The 17,457-nt window shown below is 38.9% G+C and carries 18 protein-coding genes and 1 riboswitch; of the genes, 6 read left to right on the forward strand and 12 right to left on the reverse strand.

Going from position 1 to position 17,457, the window contains the following annotated elements; translation table 11 throughout:
- Positions 1–143 precede the first annotated feature (143 nt).
- Positions 144–258, reverse strand: a riboswitch (TPP riboswitch).
- Between the two features lie 107 nt (positions 259–365).
- Both AOR04_RS14485 and AOR04_RS14490 read right to left on the reverse strand, forming a co-directional pair.
- Positions 366–764 carry an META domain-containing protein gene (locus AOR04_RS14485; protein ID WP_335682222.1) on the reverse strand — a complete coding sequence of 133 codons (399 nt, stop codon included), beginning with the start codon at positions 762–764 and terminating at the stop codon, positions 366–368.
- Positions 765–890: 126 nt separating this feature from the next.
- The gene (locus AOR04_RS14490) at positions 891–1,289 is read right to left on the reverse strand and encodes an acyl-CoA thioesterase (RefSeq protein WP_096793735.1); all 399 of its coding nucleotides are present in this window, start codon (positions 1,287–1,289) and stop codon (positions 891–893) included.
- A gap of 84 nt (positions 1,290–1,373) precedes the next feature.
- Here AOR04_RS14490 and AOR04_RS14495 point away from each other — a divergent pair, with 84 nt between their 5' ends.
- Entirely contained in the window at positions 1,374–3,491 is a 2,118-nt protein-coding gene (locus AOR04_RS14495) for a TonB-dependent receptor (RefSeq protein WP_198403002.1), read from the forward strand.
- 855 nt (positions 3,492–4,346) lie between these two features.
- Here the strand turns inward: AOR04_RS14495 and epmA are convergent.
- Positions 4,347–5,321, reverse strand: coding sequence for an elongation factor P--(R)-beta-lysine ligase (gene epmA, locus AOR04_RS14505; protein ID WP_096793738.1), 975 nt, complete (start codon positions 5,319–5,321; stop codon positions 4,347–4,349).
- 56 nt (positions 5,322–5,377) lie between these two features.
- Positions 5,378–5,944: an elongation factor P gene (gene efp / locus AOR04_RS14510; RefSeq protein WP_024596699.1), complete on the reverse strand. Its 567-nt coding sequence runs from the start codon at positions 5,942–5,944 to the stop codon at positions 5,378–5,380.
- A 41-nt stretch (positions 5,945–5,985) separates the two neighbouring features.
- On the opposite strand from efp, the gene epmB reads away from it, so the two are divergent.
- On the forward strand, positions 5,986–6,999 hold the full coding sequence (gene epmB, locus AOR04_RS14515) for an EF-P beta-lysylation protein EpmB (protein WP_096794140.1): 1,014 nt from the start codon (positions 5,986–5,988) through the stop codon (positions 6,997–6,999).
- Here the strand turns inward: epmB and AOR04_RS14520 are convergent.
- Positions 6,996–7,205: a hypothetical protein gene (locus AOR04_RS14520; RefSeq protein WP_002960797.1), complete on the reverse strand. Its 210-nt coding sequence runs from the start codon at positions 7,203–7,205 to the stop codon at positions 6,996–6,998. The two genes, epmB and AOR04_RS14520, sit on opposite strands and share 4 nt — an antisense overlap.
- 71 nt (positions 7,206–7,276) lie before the next feature.
- Between AOR04_RS14520 and AOR04_RS14525 the strand changes: the two genes are divergently transcribed.
- On the forward strand, positions 7,277–7,567 hold the full coding sequence (locus AOR04_RS14525; RefSeq protein WP_002960798.1) for a hypothetical protein: 291 nt from the start codon (positions 7,277–7,279) through the stop codon (positions 7,565–7,567).
- Positions 7,568–7,614: 47 nt separating this feature from the next.
- Here the strand turns inward: AOR04_RS14525 and AOR04_RS14530 are convergent, their stop codons facing one another.
- The 3 genes from AOR04_RS14530 to AOR04_RS14540 all read right to left on the reverse strand — a co-directional run bounded on the left by AOR04_RS14530 (position 7,615) and on the right by AOR04_RS14540 (position 9,209).
- On the reverse strand, positions 7,615–8,106 hold the full coding sequence (locus AOR04_RS14530) for a DUF3016 domain-containing protein (RefSeq protein WP_096793739.1): 492 nt from the start codon (positions 8,104–8,106) through the stop codon (positions 7,615–7,617).
- A 121-nt stretch (positions 8,107–8,227) separates the two neighbouring features.
- Positions 8,228–8,677, reverse strand: a complete 450-nt coding sequence (locus AOR04_RS14535; protein WP_008137282.1) for a low molecular weight protein-tyrosine-phosphatase — start codon at positions 8,675–8,677, stop codon at positions 8,228–8,230.
- Positions 8,678–8,702: 25 nt separating this feature from the next.
- Positions 8,703–9,209 (reverse strand): DUF3087 domain-containing protein, encoded by a 507-nt coding sequence (locus AOR04_RS14540; RefSeq protein WP_007378817.1) that lies wholly within the window; start codon positions 9,207–9,209, stop codon positions 8,703–8,705.
- A gap of 145 nt (positions 9,210–9,354) precedes the next feature.
- On the opposite strand from AOR04_RS14540, the gene AOR04_RS14545 reads away from it, so the two are divergent.
- Genes AOR04_RS14545 through AOR04_RS14555 form a run of 3 tightly spaced genes read left to right on the forward strand, consistent with a single transcriptional unit; the run spans position 9,355 to position 11,205 of the window.
- Entirely contained in the window at positions 9,355–9,990 is a 636-nt protein-coding gene (locus AOR04_RS14545; RefSeq protein ID WP_096793740.1) for an energy transducer TonB, read from the forward strand.
- Between the two features lie 14 nt (positions 9,991–10,004).
- Positions 10,005–10,598: a sigma-70 family RNA polymerase sigma factor gene (locus tag AOR04_RS14550; protein ID WP_096793741.1), complete on the forward strand. Its 594-nt coding sequence runs from the start codon at positions 10,005–10,007 to the stop codon at positions 10,596–10,598.
- Positions 10,585–11,205 (forward strand): hypothetical protein, encoded by a 621-nt coding sequence (locus tag AOR04_RS14555; protein ID WP_096793742.1) that lies wholly within the window; start codon positions 10,585–10,587, stop codon positions 11,203–11,205. Before AOR04_RS14550 ends, AOR04_RS14555 begins: the two co-directional genes overlap by 14 nt.
- Positions 11,206–11,292: 87 nt before the next feature.
- Here the strand turns inward: AOR04_RS14555 and AOR04_RS14560 are convergent, their stop codons facing one another.
- From AOR04_RS14560 to AOR04_RS14575, 4 genes are all read right to left on the reverse strand, one after another.
- Complete coding sequence (locus AOR04_RS14560) at positions 11,293–12,951, reverse strand: KAP family P-loop NTPase fold protein (protein ID WP_096793743.1); 1,659 nt, start codon at positions 12,949–12,951, stop codon at positions 11,293–11,295.
- A gap of 475 nt (positions 12,952–13,426) precedes the next feature.
- On the reverse strand, positions 13,427–14,491 hold the full coding sequence (locus AOR04_RS14565; RefSeq protein ID WP_232525482.1) for a hypothetical protein: 1,065 nt from the start codon (positions 14,489–14,491) through the stop codon (positions 13,427–13,429).
- A 569-nt stretch (positions 14,492–15,060) separates the two neighbouring features.
- Positions 15,061–15,906, reverse strand: a complete 846-nt coding sequence (locus AOR04_RS14570; RefSeq protein ID WP_198403003.1) for a hypothetical protein — start codon at positions 15,904–15,906, stop codon at positions 15,061–15,063.
- Between the two features lie 111 nt (positions 15,907–16,017).
- A complete protein-coding gene (locus tag AOR04_RS14575; RefSeq protein ID WP_096793745.1) occupies positions 16,018–17,394 on the reverse strand; it encodes a Na+/H+ antiporter NhaC family protein in 1,377 nt (458 codons plus the stop codon).
- Between the last annotated feature and the right edge of the window lie 63 nt (positions 17,395–17,457).

A 17,457-nucleotide genomic window follows, 5' to 3' on the forward strand; every position in this document is an offset into this window, starting at 1 on the left:
GACTTGCCTCATTGCTTAAGGGTTGTCTTGTCAGATATTCCGAGGAATAGAGAAAGATCGTAAAGTAGCGTACATGCTACTTTGCAGCCTAAAATAAACAAAATCACTTTATTGTGCGCATAAAAAAAGACGCACAAGCGTCCTATTTTAGGCAGCTTGTTCCCTACGCAGGTATTAGCCTGATCAGGTTCACGGATCCCGCTTTCGCGATCTCAGCCAAAAACTAATTACTTAGCTTTGGCACTCCGACAAGTATTGATATATAAATTTTGTTCGTCGATTCGAAGATATTATTCAACAAATCTGCGCTGAGTGTACGTCAGTTAAAAACTGCCCGCAAGGGGCTGTTTTTCAAAAACTTAAAATTATTTAGGGATAAACACAAATGTTTGCTCGCCTTGCATGACTAATTGCTGGTCTTGCATTTTAAGCTCGGCACCTTGCTTTAAGGCTTGCAATAACTGCTGCTCAAACTCATCAAGGTCTTCGCCGCACGACTTGCGCGTCATTCCTAATCTACTTACGGTAAGGTTACTTTCTTCAAGCGAGCCTTCACCAAAAAATTTGTTACAGCCAGCAAAACCGTTTACTTGCAGTGCTTCAATAAAGCTCATTGATGCATTAAACGAAGGTGGAATTGCTAAACCATCAACACGTGATAATTGCCATTGGGTGTATTTAAGCTGCTCACTGGTAACCGTCCCTGTTGATGCGCAACCAACACATAAACCGACTATAAGCATCGGTATTGCTGCTAATTTCATGCTACTACTAACTAATTGTCTAATTAATATAATTGTAACAATATTTATGCCCTTTATCCGTTAAAAATGCATGTTTTAAATGTAAATTTTTGTTCTATGATAGTTTAAAAGTTATACAATTAAGCACTAAGTTGTAGTTTTGAATACGTTATCTATTTGCTCAGGTAAAAACGGTCTACCTTTTTCATTAACAGACGTTCCTATAACCAGTGCATTGAGCATTACTTTTTCATCGTATTTACGAACAACCGTTTGCTTAAAAGCAAATTTAAGGCGACTTATGCGCTGCGGCTCCACAGCCACATAAAATTCATCACCTGGTAATAGTGAATGTTTATAGTCCATTTCGCTGCGCATCACGACTAGGTTAATTTTATCTTTCGCTAATTGAGCAAAATCAATACCGTGTGCGTACAAAAATTCATGGCGAGCATGCTCTAAATAATTAAAATAAACACTGTTATTTACGATACCTTGTAAGTCACATTCGTAATCACGTACTTTGAAGTCAACTTTAAAGGTCATATTAGTAATCCTGATTATTTAACGTATAATTGCCGCGTTTATAGCACATGTGTTTAAATAATTGCTACCATACGAGTCCCTAAAATGGAGTTAAGTAACCCAATGAACTTACGTTTGTCTTTAATTACTGCCGCACTTTTACCGCTGCTTGGTGCACCAATTGCAGCTAACGCTGATGATAGCGACCTAGAAAGAATTGTTGTAACCGGCGATTTTCAGCGCGAAAGCATTCAAACCTTAAGCGCGAGTGCGAGCTTATTCAGCGAAGATGAAATTAATCAACGTGGTGCAAGTTACTTAGACGAAATGTTAGGCAGTGCCGCCAATGTAAATTTTGCATCTGGTGCATCACGTGGTCGTTACATCCAAATTCGTGGCGTGGGACTTCGTTCACAATTTGTAGACCCTATTAATCCATCTGTAGGCTTAGTTATTGATGGTATTAACTATTCTGGTCTTGGTGGCAGCTCATTATTATTTGATATAGACCAAGTAGAAATTTACCGTGGTCCACAAGGTACACGCTTTGGCGCAGACGGTATGGCCGGCATGATCCAAATGGGTTCAGCTAAAGCCACAAGCGATCCAAGTTTAAAATTACAAGTAGGTGCTGGCACATACAACACACGCGAAGCAGGCATTGCAGCAAGCACAGGCTTAACAGATGACACTAGCGCACGCGTTAGCTACTTTCGCAGAAAGTCAGACGGTTACGTAGATAACCTGTACTTAAATGACGAAACACAAAATCAAGACGAGCAAGTAGCGCGTTTTAAATTAAACAGCCAGCTTACAAAGCATTTAAATACTGAGCTAAACCTTCACTATATTGATATAAACAATGGCTACGATGCGTTTACGCTTGATAACAGCCGCAATAGTGTAGCCGATGAACCAGGGCAAGATAATCAAGAAAGCTACGCAATAGGTATTAATAATACTTACACGGGCTTTGATGCTTTTGATGTAAATCTAAACCTATCGGCTATTGATACCGAATTACTTTACAGCTTTGACGAAGACTGGGGTTGTAACGATACAAGTGAGCCAAATTTATGTGCTGCTGGCTTACATCCTGATGGATACAGCTCAACCGATCTTTACAGCCGCGATCGCGATGACCAATCTGTAGATTTACAATTTAATTCTAAAACAGGTAACTGGGTTGCGGGTATTTATTACCAAAACCGTGATGTTGATTTAGAGCGCCAATACACATGGTTAGCAAGCCCGTTTTCTTCAACTTACGAAACCAGTAACGTTGCAGTATATGGTCAAGTAGCGACTCCAATTGGTTCTAAAACCACATTAATTACTGGTTTACGCGTAGAGCAATACCAAGGTGACTACACCGATAGCAATGGCTTTATAGAAGATACTGACGATGTAATGGTTGGCGGTAAAATTGCGCTAGAGTATCAAGTAATTGACCGCACTATGATCTACACAAGTATTACGCGTGGCTACAAAGCCGGTGGTATTAATTCAGAAGCGCTTGCTAAAGCGAAAGATGAAGGCTTAAACCTAAGCGCTGATTTTTTCCAGCAGCACACCAGTTTCGACCCTGAATATTTATGGAGTGGCGAATTCGGCGTTAAAGGCTCATCACTTGATGACAAATTTACACTTCGCTTAGCTGCATTTTACATGCACCGCGATGATATTCAGTTAAAAGCATGGCAAGTAAAAGGTCAGCAATTTACCGGTTATGTTGATAACGCAAGTTCTGGCAGCAATTACGGACTAGAAGTTGAAGGTAGTTACCAACTAACTGATAATCTGTTTTTAACAGGTAGTGCTGGTTACTTAAACACTGAAATAGACGACTTTGTAACACAATCAGGCTTAAATCAAGACGGTCGTGAACAGGCACAGTCACCTAAATACCAATATGCGTTTACTGCTCGCTATAACTTTACAAGTGAGCTTTACGGCATGATTGGTGTTGAAGGTAAGGATAATTATTACTTCTCTGATAGCCACAACTCACAAGCACCAAGCAGCAACTTAGTTAATTTAAGCTTTGGCTACGAAACTGACATGTGGGCAGTACGCGCATGGGCTCGTAACGTGTTTGACGAAACAGTCCCTACACGTGGCTTTGAATTTGGTAATGACCCACAAGATGGTTACGCAACGCATACCTACACACAATTAGGTGAGCCTCGCGTAGCAGGTGTTACGTTTACACTTAATCTGTAAAGCATAGCCGTTGGCTTTCAAATGAAAGCTTTCTGCAAGCAAATAAAAACACCGCGTTTAAATTAAACGCGGTGTTTTTATTTGTAGGTGAGGTTTTATACCTCGCTTTTTATAAAGTTAAATTACAAGAGCGCGAAATAAATTCGCACCTACAGGTTGGGCGTAGGTTGTTGGATTTGATGTTTATTGTAGGTGAGGTTTTATACCTCGCTTATTTATAAAGTTAAATTACATGAGCGCGAAATAAATTCACACCTACAGGTTGGGCGTAGGTTGTTGGATTTGATGTTTATTGTAGGTGAGGCTTTATACCTCGCTTTTTTATAAAGTTAAATTACATGAGCGCGAAATAAATTCGCACCTACAGGTTTGGCGTAAGTTTTGGGTTTGATGTTTATTGTAGGTGAGGTTTTATACCTCGCTTTTTATAAAGTTAAATTACACGAGCGCGAAATAAATTCACACCTACAGGTTGGGCGTAGGTTGTTGGATTTGATGTTTATTGTAGGTGAGGTTTTATACCTCGCTTTTTATAAAATTAAATTACATGAGCGCAAAATAAATTCACACCTACAGGCTTGATGTTTATTGTAGGTGAGGTTTTATACCTCGCTTATTTATAAAGTTAAATTACATGAGCGCAAAATAAATTCGCACCTACAGGTATTCCACCTACGCCTACAAGCCAAGCATCACGCTCTTTGCATATCAAATAAGTAATAATAAAATGTGTTGTAGACGTAGAGCTTGCTCACGTGAGAAGCGAAGCTTCTTATTACTTTAAACTAACCAAATAAAAAGACCTTAAAGCTTAGCTTTAACGCGCCAGCAAGCTGTGCGCCTACAAGTCCAGCATTACGCTCTTTGCACATCAAACGCGATTACGTCTTTAATTTTTTCTTTATTTGTTGCGAGCATTACCAATCTATCAATCCCCAAAGCCACCCCTGCGCACTGTGGTAATCCATGCTCCAGCGCTTTAATTAAACGCGTATCCATTGGTACTTGTTTTAAACCGTTTACAGCGCGGTATGCGTTATCTTCATTAAAACGTTTAGCTTGCTCACTAGCATTTGTGAGTTCGTTAAAGCCGTTAGCCAATTCCATATTTTTATAATAAAGCTCAAAGCGCCCTGCTACACGTGTATCGTGTTCACAAATTTGTGCCAGTGCCGCTTGAGAAGCTGGAAAGTGATAAACAAAACACGGTTTTTCTTGCCCTATCCTTGGCTCTACCTTCATACAAAACAATAATTGTAGTAAAGTGTCTTTATGCGTTTCGTTTTTGGCTATATCAGCAAATCCTTGCTCACAGGCAAGTTGCTTTAGTTGTTCTATGTTCGCTGTTAGCGGATCGAGCCCTAACGCATGTTCAAACGCTTGCTGATAAGTAAGCCTTGTTGCCGGCTCGACATTTAAAACAAGCCGCATTAGCTCATCCATTTCATCCATAAGTGCAAATTCATCAAAGCCTGGGCGATACCATTCCAGCATTGTAAATTCAGGATTGTGATGGCTACCTGCTTCTTCATTTCTAAATGCTTTACAAAGCTGAAAAATAGAGCCTGAGTCTGCAGCTAACAGGCGTTTCATAGCAAACTCTGGAGATGTCTGTAAAAATAGAGGAAGCCCACCTGCGTGCCCTGGACCTACAAATTTGGTATTAAAACTAGCTAAGTGCACATCAGTTACACTGGCAGCACTTAAGCTCGGCGTTTCTACTTCTAAAACATCACGCGCATAAAAAAACTCACGAATGCTACGTAATATCGCTGCACGTTGTTTTAGTGTTTCAATGCTTGCGCTTGGGGCCCAAAGATCTGCTGACATATTTTCTCCAAAAAAAATCCCAGCTTAAGCTGGGATTTATTAAGCTGAGTTAAGTGTTACTTAACACGGCTTACGTATTCACCGTTACGAGTGTCTACTTTAATTACTTCGCCAATTTGTACGAATAATGGAACTCGTACTACAGCGCCTGTGCTAAGCGTTGCTGGTTTACCACCAGTACCCGCTGTATCACCCTTAAGGCCAGGATCTGTTTCAGTGATCTCAAGCTCAACAAAGTTAGGTGGTGTAACAGCAATAGGGCTGCCGTTCCATAATGTGATTGTACATAAATCATTTTCAACTAACCATTTAACTGCATCGCCTAGTGCTTTTTCGTCAGCAGCAATTTGCTCAAATGTTTCGTTGTTCATGAAATGCCAAAATTCGCCGTCTGTGTATAGATACGCTAAATCGGTATCCATTACATCAGCACCTTCAACTGATTCACCCGATTTAAAGGTTTTTTCAAGCACCTTACCAGAGATAAGTTTACGGATACGAACACGGTTGAACGCCTGGCCTTTACCAGGTTTTACCATTTCATTTTCTAAGATACTGCAAGGCTCGCCGTCCATCATAATTTTTAGGCCGCCCTTGAACTCGTTGGTGCTATAATTCGCCATCGTTTCCTCTATTTATATTTTTTCGAGTAATCTACATGCCAATGATACAAAGAAATGAAGCAAATTTGCATAAAAACTGGCAAAAAGAATTAGCAAATGTAGTTACCTGCCCAAAAACCTTGCTTGAAATGGTCGGTTTATCGAGCCAAGTCCATGAAAACGACCTAAAAGCCCGCAGTTTATTTGCGGTACGCGTGCCTATCCCTTTTATAAAAAAAATACGCAAAGGCGATCCAAACGATCCTCTTTTGCTACAAGTAATGCCACGCCATCAAGAATTTTTAACTAAGTCGGGTTTTAATAAAGATCCCCTACTTGAGCAAGACAACGACCAACCCGGCCTTTTACATAAGTATAAATCGCGTGTTTTAGTAATGTTTAAAACCGGTTGTGCAGTCAATTGTCGTTATTGCTTTAGAAGGCATTTTCCGTATCAAGAAAACCAACTTAATAAAAAAAGTCTGCTTGAAACACTAAGCTACATAAAATCAGATGCTGATATAAACGAAGTGATTTTAAGTGGTGGCGATCCGCTCATGGCCAAAGACGATGCCATAAGTTGGTTTTTAGATGAGCTTGAGCAATTACCACAAATTAAACGAATGCGAATTCATAGCCGCTTGCCAGTAGTTATACCGGCGCGAGTTACCAATGAGTTATGTGAGCGATTAGCAAAATCGCCATTAAAAATTATTTTTATTAATCACATAAACCACGCCAACGAAATAGATTCCGATTTTAAAGCTGCCATGCAAAAGCTTAAACAAGCAAACGTAACGCTTTTAAACCAAGCTGTAATTTTAAAAGATGTGAACGATACGCTCGATGCGCAAATAAATTTAAGCGAAGCGTTATTTGACGCAGACGTATTACCGTATTATTTGTATTTGCTAGATAAAGTTGAAGGGGCCAGCCACTTTGATATTAACGAAGAAGACGCAATAAAAATAATGGCAGAGCTATTAAAAGCTCTGCCTGGATTTTTAGTGCCTAAGTTAGTTAGAGAAATAGGTGGTCAAAAAAGCAAAACACCTATCGATCTTAAGCTAATTTAAACGTATATATTTACGTTGTTACCCAATGATGCAGTTACCGACTTAGCCGGTGTTTGTGCACTTGACGATTGTGCAGCACCTTCAATAAGTGCAAGTGCTGCTGCGCCATCTGCTAGTTGCTGCTTTTTAGATAAAGCAGCGCTATAAAGCTCACTGCCTTGGCCTGAGCCGGAAACAGCGGGTAAACTTGTGCCTGATATATTCATATAACAAACCTGACTTTTAAATGTAATCCAAGTATTATGTCGGCCATGCAGTACAAAGCTTTAGGAAAACCATGGATTCAATTATTGAACAACTCAATACTAATTTAAAAATTGTTTATCGTCAGGCGCTTGATGCCGACAAAAAACTCGATGAATTACAGCAACAGGGCCATGGCAAATTTAAAGCCTTATTTGCACAAGATGCTGGATTTAGCTTTGAAGCTAAACGTTTTAAGCCTTACGTACTCGACGTAGCCGCTGACGTTGAAAGCTTATCTAACGATGGTTTTGATGAAGAAAAACTTAAAACTACCGTTATTAAGTTACAACAAATACTCACGTTGTTAGCTACTTTTAAGTAAAGCTTAAAAATAAAAATGCCGCTATTTAGCGGCATTTTTATTTTCAGTTAATCTAAACTTGGTAATATTTGTTCACCAAACCACTGCGTTAATAAGCGTTTTTCGTAATAAAATGATTCTTCGCGGCCCATTTTAATTTTATCCATAAAGCCCATATCTTTAAGCTCTACATCACTGCCTTTATTAAGTACGTTGCCATCTTTATCTGTTAACGAATAATTGAGCTTAATGCGCGGAAAATAGATTGGTTTTACTACACGTATTTCATCCATACCGCCGTATCGCACATCACCGGCTAAATCTAAATCAGTGAACTCTACGTTTAATTTATAACCTTTTGGTAGCTGCTCAGCAAGCTTAGCCATATGTTTTTCAAAGCTACTTGCAATGTGTTTATGATACGACCCTCTGGCTTGATTCGACGCTCGTACATCACGATAATCGTTAAAGTCATGCCATTTAACAATAGACTCCCCAGCATGAGCAAATACAGGGAGTGCTATACACATTGTCATTGCTATTTTCTTAACTGAATTCATATCGTTCTCCAAAAAGGTGTACCAATTACAATAGAGTGAATTGCAATAAGCCCAGTATTCATACCTAAATTACCAATGGCATATTAACAGTCATTCATTAACTATAACTTAACCATACCTTTTAAATTTTTGACAGTATTTTGTCGCTTGCGGCTTCAATTAAATCAAGCACATTTTCAAAGCCATCATCACCGCCGTAATAAGGATCGGGAATCGCACTAACGCTCTGTTCACCAAACTCTAAAAACAACGCTAATTTGTACTGTAAATGCGCAGGGCACTGGGCTTTTAAATCAGCTAAATTTTGTGTATCGGCCGCTAAAATTAAATCAAATTCAGTAAAGTCACTTGTGCGTACTTTACGCGAATAAATACCTTTAAAACTATAACCACGTTTTTCGCCTGCAGCCATTGAGCGGCTATCAGGCGTTTTACCTTCGTGATAACCAATAGTGCCAGCCGAATCAACTTTAACATCAACACCTAGCTTTTTAGCGCGGGCTTTTAATACCGCCTCTGCGGTTGGCGAGCGGCAAATATTACCTAAACAAACAACTAATATTTTTTTCATTAGACACTCCTTTAAACATTAAAAACTAAAACTGTTTTAAAATGCTCGCATCATACTCATCAGCATTTAGCGTTACGTTATGTTGCGCTGCAACAGATTCAAGCTCAGCTTGTTTAATGGCTAAATCGTCCATGGTGATTAGATTATCGTCTAGCTGCCACAATAACCGAGAGCCCGCGTAGCTATAATGAATCGCTAATAACGCATCGGCATTGCCTTCACGGCCAGCGGCTTTTAACTTAGCCATTTTACGGGTTATTTTATTAAGTGCTTTTTTAAGTTCCCACACATAAACAACTTCAGTCATAAAGCTATGTGTACGGTATTTATGAAGTAACCACGCAAGCCCAACGCTTGTAATAGCAACACCTATTAAGTTCCAATGAAAGTGGCTACCACTTTCATCAGGAAATAAAGCAATCAGCGTTTGCGATATAGCCAAGCTGCCTACAGCCAAACCAATACCACATCCTGCAATAACACGGTTTAAATGTTTACGATAACGCGCTTTATTTATTTCAATGAGTTGCATAACAGCCTAAAAAGTTAAGTTTTAATATTTGCGAATAGCTATTGTAACTAAACCCCACATTTTTTATAAAATTATTTCACCCCTTTTTGATTTGCCATCCGTTATAGCTTTGAAAATACCCTAATGCATTAATTTGGAGCGGCTTATGCACACACTTGAAGTACCTAACAACCCAGTATTTATTAAAACATCGACCGCCGTTATTGGCGGCGCCGCAATGACCTTTGCAGCTTTTGCGTTTATGCAATATTTAATAAGTGGCGAGCAACGCGCACCGGTTAAACCAGGGGGCGATATTATAGTAGAGATTTTTCAGGCACCTGAGGATTCAAAAGTCAGGCATATACAAAAAATACAGCCGCCACCGCCAATGCCTAAAGTGCCGCCAAAAGCTCCACCGCTTGATACATCAGCCGATCCTGTATTGGCGATTAGCGACTTTACGCCGATTACAATTGATGATTTTGGTGGCGACATTAACAACACCATTAATCGCCCAACAGGGGATGCAACACCCATAGTGCGCATAAACCCTAAATACCCAACCACAGCAGCACGCGATGGTGTTGAAGGTTGGGTGCAACTAAGCTTTAGTATTTCGCCAACGGGTGAGGTAATCGACCCAGTAGTTATTAACGCCGAGCCAAAACGTACCTTTGATCGCGAAGCAATACGAGCCATTAAACGCTGGAAATATCGTCCCAAAGTGATTGAAGGTGTGGCACAATTACAAACAGGTCAAACCGTACAGCTCGATTTTAAATTAGATAACTCTATTTAACGGACTAAACGCCTATGCTACTAAGTATTAAGTCATGGTTATTTGAAACGCCAAGCAAGGACTGCATGGCAAGTTATGCAAAAAGTGGCGACAATCGTTACTTAGAGCAGCTTATTGCCCTCTACAGTAACGACTTATACCACTACCTTGTTACGCAATCTAATACGCATTTAGCATACGACGTAAGCCAACAAACATGGCTAAAAGTAATCGAAAAACGCCACCTTTACCAAGCACAAACCACACCTAAAGCGTGGTTATTTAAACTTGCCCGCAACACACTCATTGACGAATACCGCAGGCAACAGCACTTTGTAGAGCTTGACGAAAACACGCATTTAGCAGCACAAAATGATAAGAGCGAAAGCGACTTAACTAGTGGAGACTCGCATATAGGCAGCTCAAACATAAGTTACGAAGCGTTCGACGCTGCGCTAAAACAACTTACCTTTGTACAGCGCGAAGCCATAACCTTGCAACAAGAAGGCTTTTCGCTCACCGACATAGAGCTTATAACGCAAAGCAACCTTGAGACCATTAAAACAAGGCTGCGCTATGCCAAACAAAACCTTAAACGTTTATTAGGAGCAAACAATGAACAAGCCTGATGAGCCGCTTGATCAAAAGCTCGCACAACATTACAAAGAGCGAAAAGAGCACACTACACTTACAAGTAATCAGCAAAAAGCGCTACTTAATAAAGCCACGCACACAAAGCCTAAAAAGCCCACAAGGCTTAGTTTTACGCTACAGCTAACCAGCCTTGCCTGCGCACTGGGTGTGTTCGCCTTTATTGTGTTTGATAATAACGATGGCTTTAACCACGCGCCTAAAACCGTATTTAACACCATAGACATTCACGACTATTCATTTATAAAAACACACGAAATAAATCAAGCAGGCAGCTACGCAAGCTCTATAAACGAGCAAAAACACGCGCTTGATAGTCAATTAGTTAACGATTTACGCCGTCACCAACAGCGCCATATAGAATACGGCACTCTAGTGAAGGTAGATAACGACTGGTACATAGCCAGCTGTAATGATGAAGTGCTAGTGCAAATTAAGCAGTCACTGTTGAGTGATTTAAAGGGTAAACACGCGGTAGAAAGTAATATAAATACGGGTGATATGCTGGCTATGGCACATAATGGTAAAGGGCAAATTATAGCGCTTAAACATGCAGGTGCTGGGGTTAGGCAGTGTAGGGCTTAGGTTGGTTTGGCTCAGTTAAGGTTGGTGGTAATTTAGATAAATATTACCACCGAGAACACAGAGACGCTAGGCGCTGCACAGAGATAGTTAACTATCGCCCATGTAATCTAATGGTGAGGAAAGCTCTATAAAATCACGATATTGTTCTTTAGTAATTTTGTTGTATTCATCTTTGATATAAATATAGTCAAGCCATAATAAAGTAACTTCTGGAGAAGTTTCTATTTTATGCTGTGCTAACGCCTCTTCTGCGTATTGCAGTTCCGTTAAATCATCATCACTAGAAGAAATAAAATAGAAATCATCTACATGTAAATCAAAGATTTTACAAAAGGTATTCTCAATAAATTTAGATAGTGGAATAGGATAATTTCCCTCAAAGTACTTATTATCTTTAGGAACGAAGCGGCCGTTATGGAATTGAGAGGTGTATGACTGTGGATCAATAAAATAGATTAACTCGGCTGATAAATACTCTTTTGATATATCCTTTTGTAAGAAGTCAGCTAGGCTAATATCTATGATCTTATTTTCATTACCTCGTTCTGTTCTTTTGAACCTACCATTTATCATCTCATCATAAAGTGGGTGGTCTTTTTCATAGATACAAAACAAAATAGCGAGCACAAGCACATCTACTTTTTTACCATTTGGTAAATTTACAATAATGGCAGTAATGCGTTCAGTAATTTGAATGGCTGTTCTAGGCGGCACTTGGAACGCATCTAAAACAACTGAGATATTAGCTAAAGCGGTTTCCGGTGTTTCTGTGCGGGGGAGTAGCTCAATATCTTTACTTTCTAAGTACCCAGATTCAAATTTAGTTGTATCACTATGTACTGATAAAAAATCCTTTAAAACAGGTCGCTTTAAGCTATAGCGGCTATTAAAAAAACGGCCTAGGTAAATCTTAGCATCAAAGCCTTCACCATAAATTGATTTGATTGTATGTTGGAGTTGTTCTGTATCTGTTGCTACAACAAATACAATACCTTTAACATCAAAAATATGTTTAATCGTCTCTAACATTTCTACTGCATAACTTGGGCGACAACGATCTAATTCATCAATAAAAATAAATATGGGTAACGACTTACCTTCCTGCTTTTCAAACTTACTGACCCAATCAGCTAACTTAGACTTTATTACTTCAATACTCTTATTTTTAGCTTCATGATCTTTAATTAAGTTTTGTGCAAGCGCCTTTACTGCCGGTGAAAAGTCGCTGCCCGTCAGCTTATTAGAATTTTGATTTTGGTCATTTTCAATTTCTTCATCAGAAAATAGTAATGTGTGTAGTTCATCTAAATCGATACCAGATATCTTTTTAGTTAAACCTTGTGCAATAGCAGGTGCAACAGCCTTAAACATTGAAACGGCGCTTTTAGGTATTGTTATATTAAACTTAGCCTGAAGTTGAAGCTGCTTTATAATACCTGCAATTACAGTTAAAAATGGGTCGTCTGAATAGTCTTGCTGCCATGCATCAATATATACAACAGGAAAATCTACTATTAATTCTCGTGACCAACGCTTAAGAAAATAGGTTTTACCTGCCCCCCATTCAGCATTTAAGTTTAATACATAGTTTTTCTTTTGTTCATCATCAGGCCTGCTTTCATCAAACCCCTCTTGAGCCAATAGCCTTGATAAGAAGGTGGCGTAGCGAGCACGATCTAATTTATCTGCAGGAAAATACTCTTCTAATGGAGGCTTAGTTGCTTTACTCCAATTGAATTCTTTCATTTAATTCCTTTTAAATAATACTTTTTTATATAGTGCCACATATCAATAAGTAAACGTGAGTTCTGTGCAATTTTTTAATTATTCACTCTATTTTTTTCAAGCTAACGCCCGACGCGCTAGCAAGCTATGCGCCTACAAAAAATATACATATACTTGGCTTTATAGGTGCAAACTACATTGGAGATTCGTTGGGTTTTGTACTGCTCAATCTACGTATGCTAAAAGTATCAGGCCATCATCAAATAAGCTGGCGATAGCCGTGTTTTAACACCGGTAAGTAAGTCCTCCCGATGCAATAGAAAATACGTCGCCGCTGATAGATGAGATCGCAAAAAGGGATCCATGGCAACACCTATTGGCTGCAGCTCTATACGTCACAAAATCTAAAATAAAGTTTTTAAATACTCCAAGTAAAAAACTAAACCTTAGAGCAGTGATTTGAATTGAAACTCAATACTTCTCAATTCAATACTCACTAATAATCTCGTATATAGCGATAATCAAATTCAGTACTATCTAATACTATACAATGATCATTAAAGTCGTCGCTGTTCATACTCTGTATGTCAATAATAACCGATTGCTCTTCTATATTTTTAGCAAAGCTCATTAGAAGCTGTTTGCCTCTCTTCGCATCAATTCGACAGCCAAATTCATAAATACTATAAAGCATAGCAAATTCATCACCTGCTTTTTCGGCTTGTAATAATAAAGCCTGACCTTTTTCGTTATTAAGTATTTTTCCTAAAATAAATTGTGCGCGCGGGTTTTTCTTTTCATTAGCTAGGTAACGTAATATTACTAAAGCTTGGAAGCTATCTTGCGGGTAGGCTCCTTTATAATATCCTCGCTCATCGAAGTGTCTTCCTGACTGATACGCATAAGCATATGTTAATGCTTTTTTGGTGCTCATAGAGGCGAGGTTTTCATTACTTGTTTCAATATGCTTACTGCGAAATTCAGCGGCACGCTGCTGATGTTGTTGTACCTCAATATCAATATGCTGCTGTTGCTGAAAAATAACGATACCTATTGCCGTAATAAAACCTGCAACAAGCGTTAAAACACTAACGACAGGAAGTACAATGAACCATCTATTTTTTAGCTTTTTTTGTTTTTGATAATCGGCAGATTCAAATAATTTATCAAATTCTTTATGGTCGTGCATTGATACATTAATGCGTGATATGTAGGCAGCTCCCCATGCGCCAAAAATATAAACCCCAACTAAAATAACCGCTAAAACGCCACCAACAAGAATAATCTGCAAATCCCACGCTACAAATACAATACAAGCATGAGCAATTAAACCTATTAGCGAAAATAAACGCTCGTATCCTCGACCATGAAACCGTACCGCTGCACCAACTAATGCACCACTAATGAGTAACATCACAGGACCTGCAGCTGGTTTTAACTCAAACAGAAATGCCCATAGAACTAAAATAGGAACACTCCAGAATGCAGCACCTAAAGCAGCTGAAAGTGCATTTTGTTTTGATATTTTTTGAAGTGCACTCTGTTTAGAATCTAGATCCATTTTAATTATTAGCCTTATTATTTTTTAATTAATCATAATACAACTCGATATCAGTTTCAGCATTACTTGCTTACTGCATGAATTAAAAGAGTAAAGAATTGTTAAAAATAATTTTTAAGCTCACAATAACAAAAATACACTTTTTATTAGTTTGCTTGTGACTTAAAGTCCCTCAAATCAAAATGAATAGTCCTTTTTAAGAAGGCATAGGGCGGATTTTGTTTTATACAAAACTAAAACACAGATGTCATGCTTAATACTATGATTCTGAAATCAGTAGTTGATGCGTAACCTAGTGCGTAAATACTAAATCTAACTTTTCGGGCTAACGCCCGACGCGCTAGCAAGCTATGCGCCTACAAAAGATATACATATACTTAGCTTTATAGGTGCAAACCGCATTGTAGAACAGTTCGGTTTCGTGTCACTCAACCCAACCTATGTACGCTTTTTTTAAACAAAAAAACCTACGGTTAAGCAGGCTTTTAACTATGTAAAAATCGTATTTTTTAATACAAACATACTTGTTACTAAGTACGCTAAAAACGTAAGATCGTAATCAAATAGCGTTATCTGATAATTTTCGGCTTAACGCTACTCACGTCTAAATGAATCGTCATTTCTACATTTTCAGGTTCTACCGCAACATCACTTAAACCTGTTCTAGTAAAATATTCTTCAAAGTTTTGCTGATATTTAGCCGAAAACTGCGTATACGCGGTAATAAATACACTCAACTTTTTAGCTATTATTGGGTAGGTTGCGGCAAGTTCCCGCAATTTTTCAGGTTCAGCAAAGGCAAATTCGGCGTAAGTATTAAAATCATTACCCATAGATGTTTTACCATAATCAGATAAAAAGCCCGCGCTATAATCTGGCGCTAACTCATCTTTTGTAAGTGCCTCAAAATTTGATGCCGCAGCCTTCCAATCTCTATTTAATAAACTTTGCCATGTCATTACGCTAAATGGTGAGTTATTAAATATGAGTGAACTAAGTTCATGATGTATTCCACGATACGCATTTTCATAGTTAGCTTTTGTTCCATTCCATTGTGCAACATTAGATAAAGCTATCCACCTAGAACCATAAGTTCCGCCAGCAGCAGCGCCTACAATATAAATAGTATCAATTACTTCAGAAATAAATCCTTCTGGGTAAACTCCCAAGGCAGACTCAATCCCATCAAGAGTTTCAGCAGCACTATCTAAAGAGGTTATAGTCACTTCAACATTGACTAAACTTCCCTCTTCTTCGGTAAAATCTTTTGGATAAGATTGCTTTGGATCATCTGTTTTTATATTGAGCTGGTATGTTTTACCCAATCGTTCTGCTTGCTCCGTTTCACTTTCTAGGTAAGAGCATGCGTTCAAAAACAATAAAAAACTAAAAAGGACAAAAGCTTTATTTTTCATTTAAACAATCCTTGTTTTGTGCCCTAAAAAAGCCTGCATATTTGCAGGCTTTCAAGGCATTTTATAAATAATTAAAACTCAGTATTTACAACACACTTTTATAACACGTTTTTATAACACAAGTATGCTTGTTACTAAGTACGCTATAAACGTGAGTGCGCCGCCAAATAAGGCGTACGGTAGCTGCGTTTTAACGTGGGTGAGTAAGTCACACCCTGATGCAATAGCCGATACAGCGCTGGTGTCGGATATAGGCGAGCAATGATCGCCAAATATACCACCACCCAAAATAGCACCTACAACAAGCGATGGCGGTAAACCAAGCGCTTGAATAAGTGGCACACCAATTGGGATTAATATAGCAAACGTGCCCCACGATGTACCCGTAGTAAACGACATTACCGCGCCGGTTAAAAAAAGCACAGGTACGATTAAATAAATAGGTAGGTAGTCGCCAACAAGCGATGCTACAAATACGCCAGTACCCAATTCTTTTAGGCTTGCGCCAAGTGTAAGCGAAAGCAGTACAATGGCGACCAGTGGCATTAATTCGCCCATACCTTTAAAACCGGTATCAACTAATTGATGATGCGTAAATTTACGTGAGCCAATCATTAAAAAGTAAGCGACAACAATGGCTAAAACCGTTGCATATAATACTGATTTAGAACCGCTGCCCTCGGCTAGTACACCATTACCGGTGTAATACATAAAGCCAACCATGCTGGTAATAAGCGTAATAAGCGGGATTAACATGTAACGCGCTTTAGAGCCTTTTACTTCTTCTTTTAAGTCAGTTGTTTGAAGCTCTAGTTTTTGTTCGGCTTCTTTCATTGGGCCGTGCACTTTATCGAACGCGATAGTGTAAAAAACAATGGCAAGGGTAATTATGGCGTAAAAGTTATACCCTACGCTGCCCCATAACACTGATACAGCCGACTCACCTAGCTCATAGTTACCTAACAAACCAAGTACAAATGCGCCCCAGCCGTTAAGTAGTATTAAAATACACACTGGCGCACTGGTGCTGTCAATAATGTACGCTAGACGCGCTCGGCTCATTTTAAATTTGTCGAATAAGCCACGCGATAAAATACCCGAGGTAAGTACGCTCAGGTTAGATTCTATAAACACCGCAATGCCGGTAAACATGGTTAAAAAGCCCACTTGGCGCTTACTTTTTGCAATACCTTTGTTCATTAGCATATTAACGGTTGCTGCAACGCCGCCAGATTCGCGAATGTAGGCAAGCAAGGCACCTATTAAAATACTAAATATTAATATGCGTGTATTACCTGGCGAACTGGCAACCGAAATAATACGTTCAATGGTATTTAAAAAAGTGTCAAACAAGCTATTACCTTCGCCCTGAAAGGCGAGTAAAAACTCAGAAGAAGCAACAGCAACAAGTAGCGCCATAATCACTTCTTTTCGCCAAAACACGATAGCAATCGCAATTAGCGGCGGTAAAATAGAATACCAATGCATAAAAAGTTAACCTTAATTATTAGCGAGTAAACCTCGCTTTGTACGCGTTTTAACGCTTATTTG

The sequence above is a fragment of the Pseudoalteromonas sp. 1_2015MBL_MicDiv genome, assembly GCF_002407505.1.
GTDB classification, from domain to species: domain Bacteria; phylum Pseudomonadota; class Gammaproteobacteria; order Enterobacterales; family Alteromonadaceae; genus Pseudoalteromonas; species Pseudoalteromonas fuliginea.